The sequence below is a fragment of the Flavobacterium sp. genome (assembly GCF_035456085.1).
Classification (GTDB): Bacteria; Bacteroidota; Bacteroidia; order Flavobacteriales; family Flavobacteriaceae; genus Flavobacterium.
In genome coordinates, this window is record NZ_DATIDY010000240.1 from 1 (window position 1) to 17,565 (window position 17,565).

Sequence of the window (17,565 nt, forward strand, 5' to 3'; positions counted from 1 at the left end):
CAGCTGTCCCAACGGGCATAAAAATTGGTGTTTCAATAACACCGTGATCAGTAGTAATACTTCCCGCACGAGCTTTTGATTGCGGATCCTTCTTTAGTAAGTCAAACTTCATCTGTTTCTTTTTTCAGTCGGCAAAGATAGGGTAATTCAACAATTCGGCAATTAGTTAAGTTGGATTATTAGTTAGTTCGATTATAGATTATTTGACAATTGTATTGATAGATGACTTTGTAATGATTAAAAGTGATTTTTCGTCCGAATAACAATATAAAACATGATATAAATCATTTATTATTTCATTGATAATTAACAAATTAGCCCCGAAACTCATAATCTAAAAGCTCATGTTAAAAAGATCCATTTTAATAGAAAATAAAAGTTCTCTTACTACCAAAAATTCACAGTTAGTCATACAATCTGAAATTAGACAAAGTAGCATTCCTATCGAAGATATTGGCTTTTTGGTTTTAGATCATCAAGAAATTTATATGAGTTTGCCCGCTATGAATCTTTTGATTGAAAACAATACAGCTGTAATTATTTGCTCCAAAAGTCATTTCCCCAACGGAATGTTCCTGAATCTCAACAGTCATCACATTCAGCAAGAGATTTTTAAAAATCAAATTGATGCTTCAATACCACTTAAAAAACAATTATGGCAACAAACAGTTATCGAAAAAATAACTAATCAAGGTCTTTTGCTGGAAAATATTACTGGAAATAAAAATTCGTTTGAATTCCTTGCCAGTAAAGTTTTAAGCGGAGATACCACCAATATGGAAGGAGTTGCTGCAAGTCAATATTGGAAGACTTTTTTTGACACTTACGACATCAATTTCAAACGAGAACGATTTGGTGATTATCCCAACAATTTTCTGAATTATGGTTATGCTATTTTAAGAGCAGCCACTGCAAGAGCTCTTTCAGGAAGCGGATTATTAAACACCCTTGGCATTCATCATAAGAGTAAATACAATGCTTTTGCTCTAGCAGATGATATTATGGAACCATTTAGACCACTGATTGATGAAAAGGTTTTTGAAATTATGCAAACCTATAATGAACAGGAATTAAACACTAAAATCAAAGCTGAGCTTTTACAAATCCTTACTCAAACCGTTTATTTCAAAGATGAGAGAAGTCCGTTGATGGTGGCTTTGCAAAAAACAGCCAGTTCTTTACAACAATGTTATACTGGTGACAGAAAAAAAATTAAATATCCCAAATTATGGACTTAAACGCTTACCGAATTATGTGGTTATTTGTATTTTTTGACTTACCAACTGAAACTAAAAAGGATAGAAAAAATGCTTCTGGTTTTAGGAATAACTTGATCAAAGACGGATTTTCGATGATGCAATATTCAGTTTATGTGCGTCATTGTGCCAGTGGTGAAAGTGCCGATGTCCATGAAAAACGCATTCATAAGCTTTTGCCTCCCTTAGGAAAAGTGAGCGTTTTACGAATCACTGACAAACAATTCGGGAATATCCAGAACTTTTGGGGCAAATCCGAAATACCCAAAGAACCACAGCCTACCCAATTGGAATTGTTTTAAGCTTCTCAAAAAAAGTATCAGCCAACCATTTCTAAGGATTGGAATCTATATAATTGTTAATATTTAGATAGGATTTCTCATTTCGGATAATATGATCATGAAAGGATCGCTGCCAGGCAAAATCTAGAAATCCAGATTTATGAATTATTTTGGAAGATGTTGTTTTAAACGCACCTATTAAACTCGATAATGACTTAATTTTCTGTACGGACAGGTCGCGACCTGTCCCTGCCGCATCAATTTCAATAATGATATGCACATGATTGGGCATTACCACATAATTATGAATAACAACATATTGATATTGCTCTTCTAACCAAACTATTTGTTCTGCCACAATTTTCCCATATTCATTTAAATTCATTTTTGCACCTGACAAATGATTTTCATTGGAATGATGTGCGGACAGGTCGCGACCTGTCCCTACGTATCCAAAACAACATTCCCGATTTTGAACACATATCGTGACAAAATAAATATTATCGCTCGAATAATCGAATCCTTGCATTCGATTCCTTTTTCAATTTTTCATCTTTTATATTTAATGAATTATTTTTTACGCGATTCCAGTACTGACAGGACGCGACCTGTCCCTTCTACAAAATCCAATTCTAATCTCTAAAAAAATATTGAAATACAAATCATTACAAATAAAAAAATGCTTCAATCCAGCCTATCATGTACTGTAAAGAAGCATTTTTTAAAACGATATTTCTATTTAATCCTATGATAATCAGAAGGCAACAAGTCAACTAATATCGTGTCTTCTAATCTTTAATCAAACCACAACACTTTTTTCTTTGATGTGTCTGCGTTTATGAATATCGTGTCTTCTAATCTTTAATCAAACCACAACTATACACTTAGATAGTTTGTGTTTTTACATAATATCGTGTCTTCTAATCTTTAATCAAACCACAACTCTTCGCCATCCAACGATTCACAATATAAAAATATCGTGTCTTCTAATCTTTAATCAAACCACAACTGTTTGGGCGTATGCCTTTTGCATAAATGGAATATCGTGTCTTCTAATCTTTAATCAAACCACAACGTTGACAATGAAGAAGAAACTGCATTGGCCAATATCGTGTCTTCTAATCTTTAATCAAACCACAACTAAATCTTTGTGTTTCTGTATTATCTGACAAATATCGTGTCTTCTAATCTTTAATCAAACCACAACCTACAATACCAACTAGAAGGACAAAAAATAAATATCGTGTCTTCTAATCTTTAATCAAACCACAACTTTACATTTCTTATCCGCAGAATCGATCTTAATATCGTGTCTTCTAATCTTTAATCAAACCACAACATAGAAGCCTATGAGATAAAAACAGGAGCTAATATCGTGTCTTCTAATCTTTAATCAAACCACAACTCTTGGCGTTTGATTGCTTCTACTAATTTTAATATCGTGTCTTCTAATCTTTAATCAAACCACAACTTTTTCCAACGCCACCTTTTTGAGTGCCAAAATATCGTGTCTTCTAATCTTTAATCAAACCACAACCTGCTTGTTTAACTTGTTTTAATAACGAAAAATATCGTGTCTTCTAATCTTTAATCAAACCACAACTTACTTTGTGGTTTATATCTGAAAATATCCAATATCGTGTCTTCTAATCTTTAATCAAACCACAACTGAGAACTCGATAAGTATTAACTGTGGGTAAATATCGTGTCTTCTAATCTTTAATCAAACCACAACTCACCATCTGTTAATCTATTAACTCTTTGAATATCGTGTCTTCTAATCTTTAATCAAACCACAACGTTATTACTATACCTCCTTGAGTTGGAGCAATATCGTGTCTTCTAATCTTTAATCAAACCACAACTGCAATTCGCCTGTAACGATCAGGATTGATAATATCGTGTCTTCTAATCTTTAATCAAACCACAACGTGGCTGCTGAAACAGAAGCTAGAAAAAAAAATATCGTGTCTTCTAATCTTTAATCAAACCACAACCTGCCTAGGCGGTCGCCTCCTAAGTTTACTAATATCGTGTCTTCTAATCTTTAATCAAACCACAACATGTCAGTATATGTCAGTATATATGTCAGTAATATCGTGTCTTCTAATCTTTAATCAAACCACAACGCAATAGATTGTGATATTGCAGACGCCAACAATATCGTGTCTTCTAATCTTTAATCAAACCACAACATGGACGAAATAGAGTTTTCAGAACTTTATAATATCGTGTCTTCTAATCTTTAATCAAACCACAACTTATTATAAAGATAAAATTTGGTTGCCTGGAATATCGTGTCTTCTAATCTTTAATCAAACCACAACTAGTCGTAAGTTCTAAACTGAACTACTCTAAATATCGTGTCTTCTAATCTTTAATCAAACCACAACTTAGGTGTTGTGCTTGTCGACAAGTTACCTAATATCGTGTCTTCTAATCTTTAATCAAACCACAACTTGCAAGTGATGGTGTTTCACAAATTTATGAATATCGTGTCTTCTAATCTTTAATCAAACCACAACTTACAGGCTGTAGCTTATGATACTGACGGAATATCGTGTCTTCTAATCTTTAATCAAACCACAACTCTGATTTCGTGCCATTCGATTGAATGTTAATATCGTGTCTTCTAATCTTTAATCAAACCACAACGTTAATTTTCTCTACAATTTTAAGGGCAAAAATATCGTGTCTTCTAATCTTTAATCAAACCACAACAAAAACGATTATATTTATCCATTAAATACCAATATCGTGTCTTCTAATCTTTAATCAAACCACAACCTATAACGGCGGATGCTACACGATGGCTGGAATATCGTGTCTTCTAATCTTTAATCAAACCACAACCGTATGGCTCGGAACAGTTCAATGAATTAAAATATCGTGTCTTCTAATCTTTAATCAAACCACAACCAAATTCCTGTACCAATGTTCCCTCCATTAAATATCGTGTCTTCTAATCTTTAATCAAACCACAACTTGTTCGCGTGGAGCAAACATACTAGTAAAAATATCGTGTCTTCTAATCTTTAATCAAACCACAACGTTTACTGACAAAGGCTTAATATCTATTTAATATCGTGTCTTCTAATCTTTAATCAAACCACACCTGAAATCGTTGTAACAAAAATTGTAGGTCTATTTCAGTTGTGGTTTGGATGCTTAAGATTGTCTCTTTATGTCAAAGAACTTTTTTAAACCTACAAAAACTTAATTTTCCCCGATGGAGCTATTTTAAATTCATAACCCTCTACAATCATATCAAGTTTACTTACTTGAAGTCTAATTTGTTCAAATGGTTTTTCAAAATCAACATTATAAATTTCTTTCAATTCACTTGCTTGCCTCGCTTCAAAATGAGTTCTAAATGTCAATCTTCCTTGCGCATCAAATTTCGACAATTTATAAAGCCTATTATTTAAGTCCCCAAAATCCAGCTCTAAAAGTTCAGAGGCTTCCTCCTTATAAAACAACACCATCATTCCTTTTTTAAGTATATATTTTAATGGTAAATTCGTTTTATCATGTGGATTTGTCACAATATCATAGCTTTTTGCAAATTCTTTATTACTCAACCTATAATATTGTCCAGCGTCCTTATTGTTAATTGACTCAAATCCTCTTTTAATATTTCCTTTTTTGTCCAAACCTTCATAAATTGCTAATGCATAATTCTCATCATTCTGCCCATAAACCTTTTGTTTATGCTCATGGCGAGATTTTGACAATACACTATGTTCCTTAATTTCTAAAGGATTTTTAACCGAATTGGCATAAATTCTAACTTTATTAATTGGAACTTGTTTTTCTTTGTTCATCCAAACCTTTCCATCTAACTTGTTTTTTTGTTGAGCATTTGAAGAAAGCAATAAAATCTTATTTTCAATAGCTTCTTTTATTTTCTCTTTTACTACCTCATCAACAATATTTTCAACATCATTCGCTTTCAAACTTTCTAAATCTTTACGAATAACATAACGAATTTCATCAGTATTCAATGGATTTTTAATTGCCCCATAAATACTATCTTGGTGTAGTGAACCTCTAATTGTATCTCCCTGATGCAATCTTGGGATTTTTTCTCCTTTACCATTTAACTTATAAATGATTTTCCCATTAGCATCTTTTTTTGGAATCGCTTTTCCTTTTGCATCGCGTTCTATTTCCGCAACATACTGTTTTTTACCACGAACTCTAACAATCTTTTTGGATTGTTTTTTTACATTATCAGGTGTGTAATGAGAAACTAAAATTTCTTCTTCAATTTTTAGTAAATCTTCTTTGAACGTTTTCCAAGGTTTGGCTTGTTCTATGATTTTTTTGGCTTCTGTCTTATTTTGTTCGTCTTCCAACTTCCACGCATGTGCCAAAACATCGTATTTATCTTTGGTCATGCACGCAATAGTAATGGCATCAACCGTGTGATGGGTATGCTTGCTACGGTCTTTCTCTTTATATTGTTTATTGCCGTTTTCGTCTATGTACGATTCTTGGATTCCCCATTGTTTTCTGAATTCGGCAACCATTCCGCCTTTTACACTTTCTACTCTTTTGAAATAGGATTTCAAATACGCTTGTGCATATTTGGTTATAATTCCTGTATCTGGAATTTGACTGTTTTTGAATCCCACTTTTGGTTCTTCCCAAACGAATCTGTCGTATTTTCCTTGAAGATAGTCCCGTTTTAAAGTCAAATAATGTCTTCTTCGTATTTTTTTATCTTTTACTTCTTTGGTCGCCGCCGCTTTAATAGAACGACTTATTATTTCAATTTCTCTCGATAAATTATTGGCTTCTTCTTTCCAATGTGCAATTCTTGGCAAAATTTCCAAATGATTATTTAATTCAATTGGCATTTTTTGTTTTTTCACCTCTCTGTTAAATCGCTGACTGCACAGCGTTTTATTCATTTGCGAATTATCTTGTGAAATGCTTCTTGGAATAGTATGTTCGATATCATAAGCTGGATTACTGCCTATTATATCACAAATTCTAATATTTTTTCCTGTTTCATATATTTCGCATTTATCTTGCTCAATCCAAAGCTGATACCGCAAAATATCGTCTTCCGTTGGCTCTACTTCCTTGTTGCATTCCTCCAAATAGAGTTTCTTGATTTCTTTTATGGCATTGTCTCTAAAATCTTTATTCTCCTTTTGATAATCCTGAATTCCTTTTCTCCTATTGGCATCATTCAATTCACGAGCCATCTCAATATGAATCCTTGTATTTTCATCAACTTCTCCTTCAAAAATAAGCGTGTTCAAAACTTTACGCAATTGATGTAAAGCTCGCATAGCCATCGGGTTTTTTATTGAAGAAGTTAATGGACTACCTAAAACTATTTTTTCATTTCCAAATTCGTCTTTAATGATTTTCTTTTTGAAGACTTCAATGTCTGATGGATGATATAGTTTTTTTAACCTATTGTTTATTTTCTTTTCCTTCTCTTTGTCTGTTCCTCTTTCTTCACTACAAAAGACTTCTCCTGTTTCATTTTCTCCTTTCAAAAATCCTGAAACTTTTTCATCTAATCGTTCTATTTTGATGTACTCATACTTCTTTAATTGTTCAAATAAAATCGGCAATAAATCATTGAAAATACTCTCTTGTTCACTTTCATCTTCGATTTTATTTGATTTATAAAACCCAACTAACTTTTTCTTTAAATCTATACCAAATTCTGTTTCTGCTTCTTTTGAATAATATACCTTTTTACCATCTTCATTTTCAGTTTTATATTCTTTCATCAAACCATTTACTACCTCTAATAAACTCTTTTCAAAAGTGTAATTTTCAATGATTTCCGCTACTTTAGATTGGATGTAGTTTCTTTGACCAACATCTTTCCAAATTTCTTCATCGACAATATTTTCAACATTTGCCATAAATACCGCGTGAGAATACAAAAGTCCTTCTTTTACGTAAGGCAAGATTTTAGTGATTGCAGATAAACTCAAACTGGCGAAATCTTTTTTCAATTTTATTTTACTAAAAGCTTTTGCATTCTTATCATCCAATCCCAATTTCTCTTTGGCATATTCATACAAATAAATATCAGAAGTCGCAACGGAAAGTAAATGCCACAAATCTTTATAATCAACCTTTTTGGTTACCTCTTCTTTTTTGGCATTTAATGTCTGATACGTGTATGTTTTTGTTTTCCACTCTTCCCCTAAAATATTTTTCAACGATGCCGAAACCTGGCAAGCCGAAACTGTATCAGTTGGTTTGTAGTTGAACCAATAAAAGCAATCATTCTTTTTTGAGGATTTATAAAAGCCAAAACTTGCTCCTTTTTCAACAAGTTCTTTAGCTAAAATTTCGAAATTAAAATCATTTTTTCTGTAGAATTTTGGAACCAATTTCAATTTCTCATCTTGCGTCAGGAAACGTAAGTTTTTCTCACTTTGATTTCCGATTTTTATGGTGTTTAAATAAGTCCACATTCTGTATTCTTCAAAATCCGGATGGGAAATGGCACAACGTGATTTACTTTTTTCGAAAGAACATTTTCCAATCAATCCTTTCTGCGATTTTAATGGACGCTGAAAGAAAATAGCTTTATATAACTCTTTGGCTAAACCTATAAATTTCTTTTCAGGCAATTTTTCATTATCGTCAATTCCTTGGATTCCCTGAACTTTACAAATTGTGATAAACTCTTCAAGATAATGTTCTTCTCTTGATGTATATTGATTTCTTATTTTTTCTTTGCTATAAAGACTGAAAAAATATTGTCCCAATGTTTTAAAGTTTCCATCAAGCATTGCTTGCGAAATATCTTTAATTTTCCCTTTTACTTTTCCTAAAACATCTTTCTTGTTCAACCTCTCGATGATCTCTGTTTTGCATTTTTCAAAATCAACGTTATTCTTTTTTACAATAGCTTGAAGTGATTTATATAATGAAACTAATTTTTTATCACCTTCATCCAAATCTTTTACAAAACCACTTTTTTCATTACCATCGAGAATTCCTGTTTCAAAAAAATATTCTCTTAAATTTTCCAGAACCTCATGATTAGAATTTAAATCTTCTACTACGGACTGAATTTTTGGACAATGCTCCTCTAAAATCCCCTCTGCAGATTGATCAAGTCTGTTACTCAAAAAACCTCTTCTTTGAGCAATATGATAGAAGGCGCGCCCCAATTCAAACAAAGCTGCTTTTTGCTTACTGGATTTATCTCTAAAATAATATGGATTTAAATTTTCATCGTCACTAGTTCGTAACCATTTCAAAAATTCCGGATTCAAAGGATAATCTTTAAAACCTGATTTTTTCCAATCTTCAACTTCTTCAATTGAAAGTGGACACATCCCATTTAAGGAAAGAACTTTTAAGGTTTCGTATTTTCTTAATTTTCTTCGGTATTTAATTTTTCTTGCACTTCTGTATCCTGTGCGTTCCGCGGCACGAGAACTTTCAATTCCTTTTTCTGATTTTACGCCTTCAGAAAATATCCTAACTCCTTTATCTACCAATGAAAAATCATTTCCATCATTCTCTACAATCGCCCACCCAATCGAGTTCGTTCCTAAATCTAATCCTAATATCTTTGCCATACCTTTCATTTTTTAATACGAATTTTAAAACTATGAAAAAATAATTAACTGCTTTATGACTTTCGTCATTAAAACCTATTTATTATTTTATCTATATTTGTAACAGATAATTTTATTCTAATCTTTAATCTTATCACAATAAGGCTATATGCCGTAGATGTAAATCTTAAGTCCTGCTTCGGTGGGACTTTTTTTATTATGGGATTTTCGGGCTTCAGATTAATCTCGACCGGAATTACATTAATACAGAAACAAATGCAGCAAATATCCAATCAATAAAGAGCAAGGCTAGATACAAAGAATGTATTTATATATAAAATACAACAATTGCTCAAAATGGTTACAATTCCCCAACGCACATTCAATTCGTTAACTATCAGTAAATTAAATTAAATTTTGTAAATTCAATGTCTTAAAATGATGAATTATGAAAGTCTATTTCTATTTACTTTGTTCTCTTTTAATTTGTTTTTCATGCAAAAAAAACAAAACAGAAATTACCAATTCAGCGATCAGCAATTACAGTTGCAGCACGCCCGAAGTAACGGACAAAAACTGGTATTCTTCAGACAAAAAAGCACCATTATTTAAAGGGCTTGAAGGGCTTCATCTTCCTATTTTAACAAAAAAACCAATACTGCAAAAATATTTTGATCAAGGACTAATGCTTTCCTTTGGTTTCAATCATGCTGAAGCAGCCCGCTCCTTTTTTGAGATCACCCGTCAAGAGCCAACTTCTGCTATGGGTTGGTGGGGTTTTGCATACGTTCTTGGCCCAAATTATAATGCCGGCATGGAAAAGGATAATTTTCTGCGGGCTTTCGACGCTGTCCAAAAAGCAAAATCAAATTCAGCTTCCTCTACACAAAAAGAAAAAGATTTGATAAATGCCTTGACTTATCGCTATTCCAACGACACCACCATGGCTCGCTCGGTACTCGATTCTACTTATGCTGCTGCTATGCGTAAAGTCTATAAAAAATATCGAAAAGACGCAACTATAGGCGTACTCTTTGCAGAATCATTAATGGATATGCATCCTTGGAATTTATGGAACAAAGACGGAACAGCTCAACCTTGGACGCCTGAAATCCTAGCAGTGCTCAAAAAATGCCTTCAATTGGAACCAAAAAATGCCGCCGCACACCATCTTTATATACATGCCGAGGAAATGTCACAACAGCCTGAAAATGCAGATGCAAGCGCTGACTTACTTCGTGATTTGGTTCCGGGTTCCGGACATTTAGTACACATGCCATCACATATCTACATAAGAACCGGGCGCTATCATGATGGCGTCATAACCAATCTGAAAGCAGTTGAAATTGACAGTTCCTATGTTGATGCATGCCATGCACAAGGAGCATATCCGCTCGCCTATTACCCCCACAATTATCACTTTATTGCAGCTTGTGCCACACTTAGTGGAGAAAGCAAAGCAGCCTTGAAAGGTGCGTTTGCAACGGCAGACCATGCGCACAAAAAATTACTACTCGATCCGGCTTGGTCAACTTTACAACATTATTATTCAATTCCTTGGTATGTAGAAATCAAACTCGGTTTGTGGAAAAACATCTAAATGCTTCCGAACCAAAAAAAGAATTGAAATATCCACTGGTAGTTTGGCATTATGCCCGAGGAATGGCAATGCTTTCGAAGAACCTACCAGCGGAAGCAAAAAAACATCTTGTTTCTATGAAAAAAACTATGATAGATCCCAAACTAAAAGACTTGACAATTTGGAACATTAACAATATATCGGACTTGTGCGAAATAGCCTCGATAACTTTGGAAGGAGAAATTAATGCCAAAGAAAAAAACTATGATAAAGCAATTTCACTTTTAAAACAAGCCGTTGCAAAAGAAGATAAACTAAATTATAATGAACCTCCCGATTGGTTTTTCTCAGTTCGTCATCATTTAGGTGTTGTATTGATAGATGCTGGAAAATACAATGATGCCATAAAAATATACGAAGAAGATTTAAAAACATTTCCTAATAACGGCTGGGCTTTGAAAGGATTAATGAATGCTCATGAAAAACTCAATGATCAAAAAAGATATGAAGAAGTAAAAACTCGCTTTAACGAAGCTTGGAAATATGCTGATATTGAAATTACTTCTTCAAGGATATTATAAAAACTAAATTTGGTAACCACTGCCAACTGCTATAAAGAATTTTAGTAATTAGCTAAATGGAAAATTAGTTTTGTTTTTGGTGTGATTTGGCAAATCCAAAAATAGCACTTAAATTAATCAAATATTTGTATTTCATAATATTGACAACAAGAACACCACTATTATCACCAATCAAAACACATAAATTAAATTTCATAAAACAATGAAAATTCAAAATACCCAAAAGGACAACTTGCATATAGAAAATATCAATAATGTAAAAGTAGCACAAACAGAAATGAGAAATAATCATATGAATGGCACTACTGGCATTATAGTTTCCGGACTTATATGGTTAACGTCTGGTTTTGTTGCTTCAAGTTATTCATCAAAACAAGCTGTTTGGACACTTCTTGTTGGTGGGGCTCTCATCTATCCCATAAGCATCATTTTTAATAAAATAATTGGAGTTAGCGGAACTCAAAGTAAAAATAATCCATTAACAAATCTTGCTATGGAAGGAACATTCTATATGCTTATGTGCATTCCTCTTGCGTATGGACTTTCGGTTCAAAGAATAGAATGGTTTTTTCCAGCAATGCTATTGATAATTGGAGGCAGATATTTAACTTTTAACACAATATATGGAAATCGGTTATTTTGGGTCTTAGGCGGAATTTTGGGCATTGCAGCTTATATATTATTTTCATTAAATGCAAAGTGCCACATATCAGCTTTGACCGGTGGAGGAATTGAAATCGTTTTCGGGTTTTTTATGTATTTCAATGCCAGACGAATAATGCCAAAGAAGTAAAATTAGGAATGACTTCAAAGAAATTTTATAATAAAAATCGAGCCAATAATTAATCGTTAAAAACATTTCACATTCAAATATTTTTGTATTTTAAATTTTCCTTGATTTTTTTAGTTTGTTGTTGAAATTACCATTCCTATTGAAATTGCCTTGAAAATCATTTGTCGTACCACAAAAAAAATCTACTTTTGCAGCAGTTTAACTTTTACAAAAAAAATGAAGCCTAACACACAACAATTAAGCGATTTAACTATCCAAGTCAGAAGAGACATTCTTCGTATGGTTCATGCAGTCAACTCAGGTCACCCAGGTGGTTCTCTAGGTTGTACAGAATTTTTGGTGACTTTATACCAAAATATAATGGACCGCAAAGAAGGATTTGACATGAACGGAATAGGAGAAGATTTATTTTTCCTTTCAAACGGTCACATTTCTCCAGTATTTTATAGCGTTTTAGCAAGAAGTGGTTATTTTCCAATTCCAGAATTAGCTACTTTCAGACTTTTAAATTCTCGTTTACAAGGACATCCAACTACTCACGAAGGTTTACCTGGCGTACGTATTGCTTCTGGTTCATTAGGACAAGGGTTATCTGTTGCTATTGGAGCTGCTCAGGCTAAAAAATTAAATGGTGACAATCACTTAGTTTATACTTTACATGGTGATGGTGAATTACAAGAAGGTCAAAACTGGGAAGCTATCATGTATGCTTCTGCAAAAAATGTGGACAATCTTATCGCTACTGTTGACCTTAACGGAAAACAAATCGATGGTACTACTGACGAAGTTTTATGCATGGGAAGTATCCGCGCTAAATTTGAAGCTTTTGACTGGGAAGTTGTAGATATAACTGAAGGAAATAATATCGAAGCTATTATTGGAGGCATGGCCGAAGCAAAAGCTAGAACTGGAAAAGGAAAACCAGTTTGTGTATTATTGCATACTGAAATGGGTAATGGTGTTGATTATATGATGTACAGTCATGCATGGCATGGTAAAGCACCAAATGATGCTCAACTTGAAAATGCCTTAGGACAAAACTACAACACTGGAGGCAATTCAGATTATTAATCAGTATTCAGATTTCGGTATTCAGAAATGAATGCATTCACCTTTTTAAATTAAAAAATGAAAAAATATATAAATACAGGAAGTAAAGATACCCGTTCAGGTTTTGGAGTGGGAATGACTGAATTAGGTCAAAAAAACGAAAACGTAGTGGCACTTTGTGCGGATTTAATTGGTTCATTAAAATTTGATGATTTCAAAAAAAATCACCCTGAGCGTTTTTTCCAAATCGGAATTGCGGAAGCTAATATGATTGGAATTGCTGCCGGTTTAACTATTGGTGGAAAAATTCCTTTTACAGGAACTTTTGCCAACTTTTCAACTGGTCGTGTTTATGATCAAATTCGTCAATCGGTTGCTTATTCTGATAAAAATGTTAAAATTTGTGCTTCTCACGCAGGATTAACTCTTGGAGAAGACGGAGCAACTCACCAAATCTTAGAAGATATTGGATTGATGAAAATGCTACCTGGAATGACAGTAATCAACACTTGTGATCACAATCAAACCAAAGCTGCAACAATTGCATTAGCAGATCATCATGGTCCAGCCTATTTACGTTTTGGGCGTCCAGTTGTACCAAACTTTACCCCAGCTGATGAACCTTTCGTAATCGGAAAAGCTATTATGCTTAACGAAGGAACTGATGTAACAATTATTGCTACAGGACATTTAGTTTGGGAAGCTTTAGTTGCCGCAGAAGCTTTAGAAGCAAAAGGAATCTCTGCCGAGGTAATCAACATCCACACGATTAAACCATTGGACGAAGAAGCTATTTTGAAATCTTTGGCCAAAACCAAATGTGTGGTTACTGCTGAAGAACACAACATTCTTGGTGGTCTTGGGGAAAGCGTTTCTAGAGTATTAGCATTAAATACTCCAGCTCCACAAGAATTTGTTGCTGTTAAAGATAGTTTTGGTGAATCAGGAACTCCTGAGCAATTAATGGAAAAATACAAACTTAACAATCAAGCGATTGTTGAAGCTGTAGAAAAAGTTATCAAAAGAAAGTAATCTTTCGAATTCTATACATAAAAAAACCATTTCGTTTCTGAAATGGTTTTTTTTTAGCTACATATACAAGCGGATAAAGCCCTACCTTTTTAATAATAAACTAGACTTGAAAAAGTTTTAAAAGCTTAGAACCTTTCAAAAAAAAGCAAAGTCATAAAAAAACCATTCCGTTTTATCGAAATGGTTTTCATTATTATTGACTCATTTTAGTACAATTTTTATCCAGATGCCTTTTCAATCGATTAGGGTCTGTTTGATTTCCTGAACAATCTGGAATTAAATCATAAGGATAAACTTTCCCATTAGCATCTTTAACTTCCCCTCTTGTTGCATATCCATCGCCATCATCATCAGAATCATAGTAATCAGGAATTCCGTCTCCGTCCGTATCATCAGGATTAGGAATTCCGCTTGCATATGTATAAATATATCTATCGCCGTTCAAATCTTCCTGAAAAGAAGGAACACCATCTGGATCCGAATACTTTACATTATTTATAATATTAAACTCGTGATCATATCTTTTCAAAGCATATAACTTTATTCCATATACCAAAGGAGAATAAGCAGGTATGCCACTCTGAGCGTTATTATAATACGCTAATCCTGAAGGAATAAACAATACACCAGCGCCAAAATCATAATTCCTTATCGTACCATCAGCAGCAGAAGAAACCCAGCCTGTTTTAAATTGCGGAAAACCCTCTGGCCATCCTCTTACGACAACCGCTCCTCCTCCATCATGATCTTGACCATCCAAATTAAACAATATTTGCGAATTATTAGAAGTCTGCACCATCGTCCCGTCTAATAAAGATAATTGATACCCTGCAAAAACACCATCCACATTACAAGGATACTCACCTCCATGGGGACTAGTTCCTCCTTTTACACCTTCTCTGATTACTAAATAATACAGCTTATAAGTAATATCATGAGCACTTACATTTCTGACAGATAATCGTGGCAGAGTAGGACTATCTAAATATGACCACAAAGAGGGCTGAGTATTAGCATCAGTAATTTTCTTAATTGTTATATCCTGATCATCTGGAAAACCAGGATGACTCACTATTTCGCTTATGTAATTTGTTTTTAAATAATCTTCAATAGCAGCTATATCTTTCGGATATTGGTCAGCATAAGGTATTGGCGGTGTTACCTCAACTTCATCATCATCTTTATGACAAGAAATTATTGCAAAAATTGCGATTAATCCAATAAAATAAAACTTAATTTTGCTCATTATTTGGTGTAGTTTAAGTCGCAAATATACATTAATGATTTACTTTTGTAAAGTATTTAACTCCGATTTTAGAAAAAATTAATGAGAATAGACAAATATTTATGGTGCGTTCGGTATTACAAAACCCGAAATATGGTAACCGAAGCTTGCAAAAAAAATCACATTACGGTAAATGGTATTATTGCCAAACCCTCAAAAGAAGTTTTTCCCACAGACAGGATTACTTTTAGAAAGGATCAAATTACTCAAATCATTACCGTATTAGACATCCCCGAAAGCCGAGTGGGTGCGAAACTCGTTGATATTTATAGAAAAAATGAAACTCCGGCCGAAGCTTATGCTCACTTAGAATTATTAAAACTATCAAAAGAACATTATCGAAAAACCGGAACTGGAAGACCAACCAAAAAAGATCGCAGAGACATTGACGAATTTGGTAATGATATTAATGAAGATGATATTGAAGAATAGAATGCAGGACGCAATATGTAGTTTTTTGTATTCATTTTAAGGAAAGACTTGCATCTACTACCGACATGAAGTTTGCAGAGCTAGGGTTAACATTTCAATTAAAAAACTCCAAATTCATCTAACTTTTTTATCTTTGAAAAAATAAATAATTATCCGCCATGAGCAAAAATATAATTCTAACCAATCAGCAAATTGAACACACCACTAAAAGAATAGCTTATCAAATCTATGAAACTTTTGTGGAGGATGAAGAAATCGTGATTGCCGGAATTAAAGAAAACGGTTTTATTTTTGCTGAAAGAATTGCCAAAGAATTAAGAGCTATTTCTTCCATTAAAGTTTCGCTTTGCGAAGTTCATACCAATAAACAAAGTCCAGAGCAGCCAATAACCACTTCTTTAACAAAAGAAGAATACAGCAATAGAGGTCTAGTACTTGTGGACGATGTATTGAGTTCGGGAGCTACATTAATATATGCAGTGAAACATTTTTTGGATGTTCCTTTAAAAAAGTTCAAAACCGTTGTACTTGTTGACAGAAATCACAAAAAATTTCCGATTAAGGCCGATTTTAAAGGAATATCACTTTCTACATCATTGTTAGAACACGTAAACGTCGTTTTTGATAATAACGGCAATAGTTACGCTAGTTTAAGCTAATAGGTTTAAAATATCATTTACCGTTTCTTCAACAGACTTTCCATCAACATTTACTTTATGTTGGGCATGGTTGTAATAATAGCTTCTATCAAAAAGATGTTTAGCAATAAACTCCTTCATCTCTTCATCATTTTTATCAGCTATAAGAGGTCTTTTACTCTTATTAGCAACCAATCTATTAAATAAGGTATCAATTGATGCTTTTAAATAAATAGATACCACGTCATCCCTAGTTAGTAATTCATGGTTATTCGCATAACATGGCGTTCCTCCACCTAAACCAATAATGATTTCGCCTGGAGAATTTAATAATTCAATAAAATACAAGCGTTCTAATTTCCGAAAATGGATCTCTCCTTGGCTCTCAAAAATCTCTTTTATTGACATTTTTGTGTTTTTTTCGATATAATCGTCCAAATCTATATAGGACGTTTTTAGAATTTCGGAAAGTTTTTGGGCGATTGTTGACTTACCGCACCCCATGTAACCTAATAATACAATTTTTTTCATCTGAATAAGACCCTACATACTAAGGCGTTAAGAATTTAAATTAAAAAAACACAAATTTATAATAAAATAGCTTGGAAACTTCGAAAAAAAGTCCTTATATTTGCACCCGCATTCAAGAAACGAATATGACTCGATAGCTCAGTCGGTAGAGCACATCACTTTTAATGATGGGGTCCTGGGTTCGAGCCCCAGTCGGGTCACAATCGTAGAGACGTTGCTTGCAACGTCTCTATCTGTTTTGGGCCATGTGGAGAAACGGTAGACTCGCCATCTTGAGGGGGTGGTGCTCGCAAGGGCGTGAGGGTTCAAATCCCTCCATGGTCACTATGAAAAAAAAATGGATCAATACGAAAACCTGTGGAGTAGCAAAAAATTAGGCATAAATATTAGTTAGCCTAAAAAGAAAATATTCAACATTTCGTACGCCTCTGAACTTTGATCTAAATGCTTTTATTTTTGCATTGAAAGATTCCGCAGAAGCATTAGTACTTCTGTTATCAAAGTAGTTCAAGATGGTTTGATAATGGTTTATAATAGTTCTAGAGATTGTATTG

15 protein-coding genes, 2 tRNA genes, 1 pseudogene and 1 CRISPR repeat array are annotated in these 17,565 nt (G+C 33.5%); of the genes and pseudogenes, 11 read left to right on the forward strand and 7 right to left on the reverse strand.

The window, feature by feature from the left end; translation table 11 throughout:
* Positions 1-112: pseudogene (locus tag VLC96_RS17755) on the reverse strand (tRNA-guanine transglycosylase); the annotation flags it as partial.
* Positions 113-344: 232 nt separating this feature from the next.
* On the opposite strand from VLC96_RS17755, the gene cas1 reads away from it, so the two are divergent.
* Positions 345-1,238: a type II CRISPR-associated endonuclease Cas1 gene (cas1, locus tag VLC96_RS17760; protein WP_325265074.1), complete on the forward strand. Its 894-nt coding sequence runs from the start codon at positions 345-347 to the stop codon at positions 1,236-1,238.
* Entirely contained in the window at positions 1,229-1,558 is a 330-nt protein-coding gene (cas2, locus tag VLC96_RS17765) for a CRISPR-associated endonuclease Cas2 (RefSeq protein WP_325265076.1), read from the forward strand. Before cas1 ends, cas2 begins: the two co-directional genes overlap by 10 nt.
* A 31-nt stretch (positions 1,559-1,589) precedes the next feature.
* Here cas2 and VLC96_RS17770 read toward each other — a convergent pair whose 3' ends face one another.
* Positions 1,590-2,066, reverse strand: a complete 477-nt coding sequence (locus VLC96_RS17770) for a transposase (protein WP_325265077.1) — start codon at positions 2,064-2,066, stop codon at positions 1,590-1,592.
* Between the two features lie 246 nt (positions 2,067-2,312).
* Positions 2,313-4,653: a CRISPR direct-repeat array (repeat unit 36 nt; unit sequence AATATCGTGTCTTCTAATCTTTAATCAAACCACAAC).
* 90 nt (positions 4,654-4,743) lie between these two features.
* Positions 4,744-9,111 (reverse strand): type II CRISPR RNA-guided endonuclease Cas9, encoded by a 4,368-nt coding sequence (cas9, locus tag VLC96_RS17775; RefSeq protein WP_325265079.1) that lies wholly within the window; start codon positions 9,109-9,111, stop codon positions 4,744-4,746.
* A gap of 427 nt (positions 9,112-9,538) precedes the next feature.
* Between cas9 and VLC96_RS17780 the strand changes: the two genes are divergently transcribed.
* Positions 9,539-10,690 carry a hypothetical protein gene (locus VLC96_RS17780; protein ID WP_325265081.1) on the forward strand — a complete coding sequence of 384 codons (1,152 nt, stop codon included), beginning with the start codon at positions 9,539-9,541 and terminating at the stop codon, positions 10,688-10,690.
* Positions 10,675-11,250, forward strand: a complete 576-nt coding sequence (locus VLC96_RS17785) for a tetratricopeptide repeat protein (RefSeq protein WP_325265082.1) — start codon at positions 10,675-10,677, stop codon at positions 11,248-11,250. Before VLC96_RS17780 ends, VLC96_RS17785 begins: the two co-directional genes overlap by 16 nt.
* 64 nt (positions 11,251-11,314) lie before the next feature.
* Here the strand turns inward: VLC96_RS17785 and VLC96_RS17790 are convergent, their stop codons facing one another.
* Positions 11,315-11,446 carry a hypothetical protein gene (locus tag VLC96_RS17790; protein WP_325265084.1) on the reverse strand — a complete coding sequence of 44 codons (132 nt, stop codon included), beginning with the start codon at positions 11,444-11,446 and terminating at the stop codon, positions 11,315-11,317.
* Between the two features lie 6 nt (positions 11,447-11,452).
* Between VLC96_RS17790 and VLC96_RS17795 the strand changes: the two genes are divergently transcribed.
* From VLC96_RS17795 to VLC96_RS17805, 3 genes are all read left to right on the forward strand, one after another.
* Positions 11,453-12,043, forward strand: a complete 591-nt coding sequence (locus VLC96_RS17795; protein ID WP_325265085.1) for a DUF7010 family protein — start codon at positions 11,453-11,455, stop codon at positions 12,041-12,043.
* Between the two features lie 216 nt (positions 12,044-12,259).
* A complete protein-coding gene (locus VLC96_RS17800; RefSeq protein ID WP_325265086.1) occupies positions 12,260-13,114 on the forward strand; it encodes a transketolase in 855 nt (284 codons plus the stop codon).
* 57 nt (positions 13,115-13,171) lie between these two features.
* The gene (locus tag VLC96_RS17805; protein WP_325265088.1) at positions 13,172-14,125 is read left to right on the forward strand and encodes a transketolase family protein; all 954 of its coding nucleotides are present in this window, start codon (positions 13,172-13,174) and stop codon (positions 14,123-14,125) included.
* Positions 14,126-14,318: 193 nt separating this feature from the next.
* On the opposite strand, the gene bamM is transcribed toward VLC96_RS17805, so the two are convergent.
* Complete coding sequence (bamM, locus tag VLC96_RS17810) at positions 14,319-15,371, reverse strand: BamM family beta-barrel-assembly machinery protein (RefSeq protein ID WP_325265090.1); 1,053 nt, start codon at positions 15,369-15,371, stop codon at positions 14,319-14,321.
* A gap of 81 nt (positions 15,372-15,452) precedes the next feature.
* Between bamM and VLC96_RS17815 the strand changes: the two genes are divergently transcribed.
* Positions 15,453-15,842 carry an RNA-binding S4 domain-containing protein gene (locus VLC96_RS17815; protein ID WP_325265091.1) on the forward strand — a complete coding sequence of 130 codons (390 nt, stop codon included), beginning with the start codon at positions 15,453-15,455 and terminating at the stop codon, positions 15,840-15,842.
* Positions 15,843-16,000: 158 nt separating this feature from the next.
* Positions 16,001-16,501 (forward strand): phosphoribosyltransferase family protein, encoded by a 501-nt coding sequence (locus tag VLC96_RS17820; RefSeq protein ID WP_325265093.1) that lies wholly within the window; start codon positions 16,001-16,003, stop codon positions 16,499-16,501.
* Here the strand turns inward: VLC96_RS17820 and VLC96_RS17825 are convergent.
* Entirely contained in the window at positions 16,493-17,011 is a 519-nt protein-coding gene (locus VLC96_RS17825; protein ID WP_325265095.1) for a shikimate kinase, read from the reverse strand. The two genes, VLC96_RS17820 and VLC96_RS17825, sit on opposite strands and share 9 nt — an antisense overlap.
* Positions 17,012-17,138: 127 nt before the next feature.
* On the opposite strand from VLC96_RS17825, the gene VLC96_RS17830 reads away from it, so the two are divergent.
* Positions 17,139-17,211: transfer RNA gene (locus VLC96_RS17830), tRNA-Lys, on the forward strand.
* Positions 17,212-17,252: 41 nt separating this feature from the next.
* Positions 17,253-17,335: transfer RNA gene (locus VLC96_RS17835), tRNA-Leu, on the forward strand.
* 49 nt (positions 17,336-17,384) lie between these two features.
* Here VLC96_RS17835 and VLC96_RS17840 read toward each other — a convergent pair.
* Positions 17,385-17,565 (reverse strand): transposase (locus tag VLC96_RS17840; RefSeq protein ID WP_325265096.1); only part of this gene is annotated, 181 nt, incomplete at its 5' end.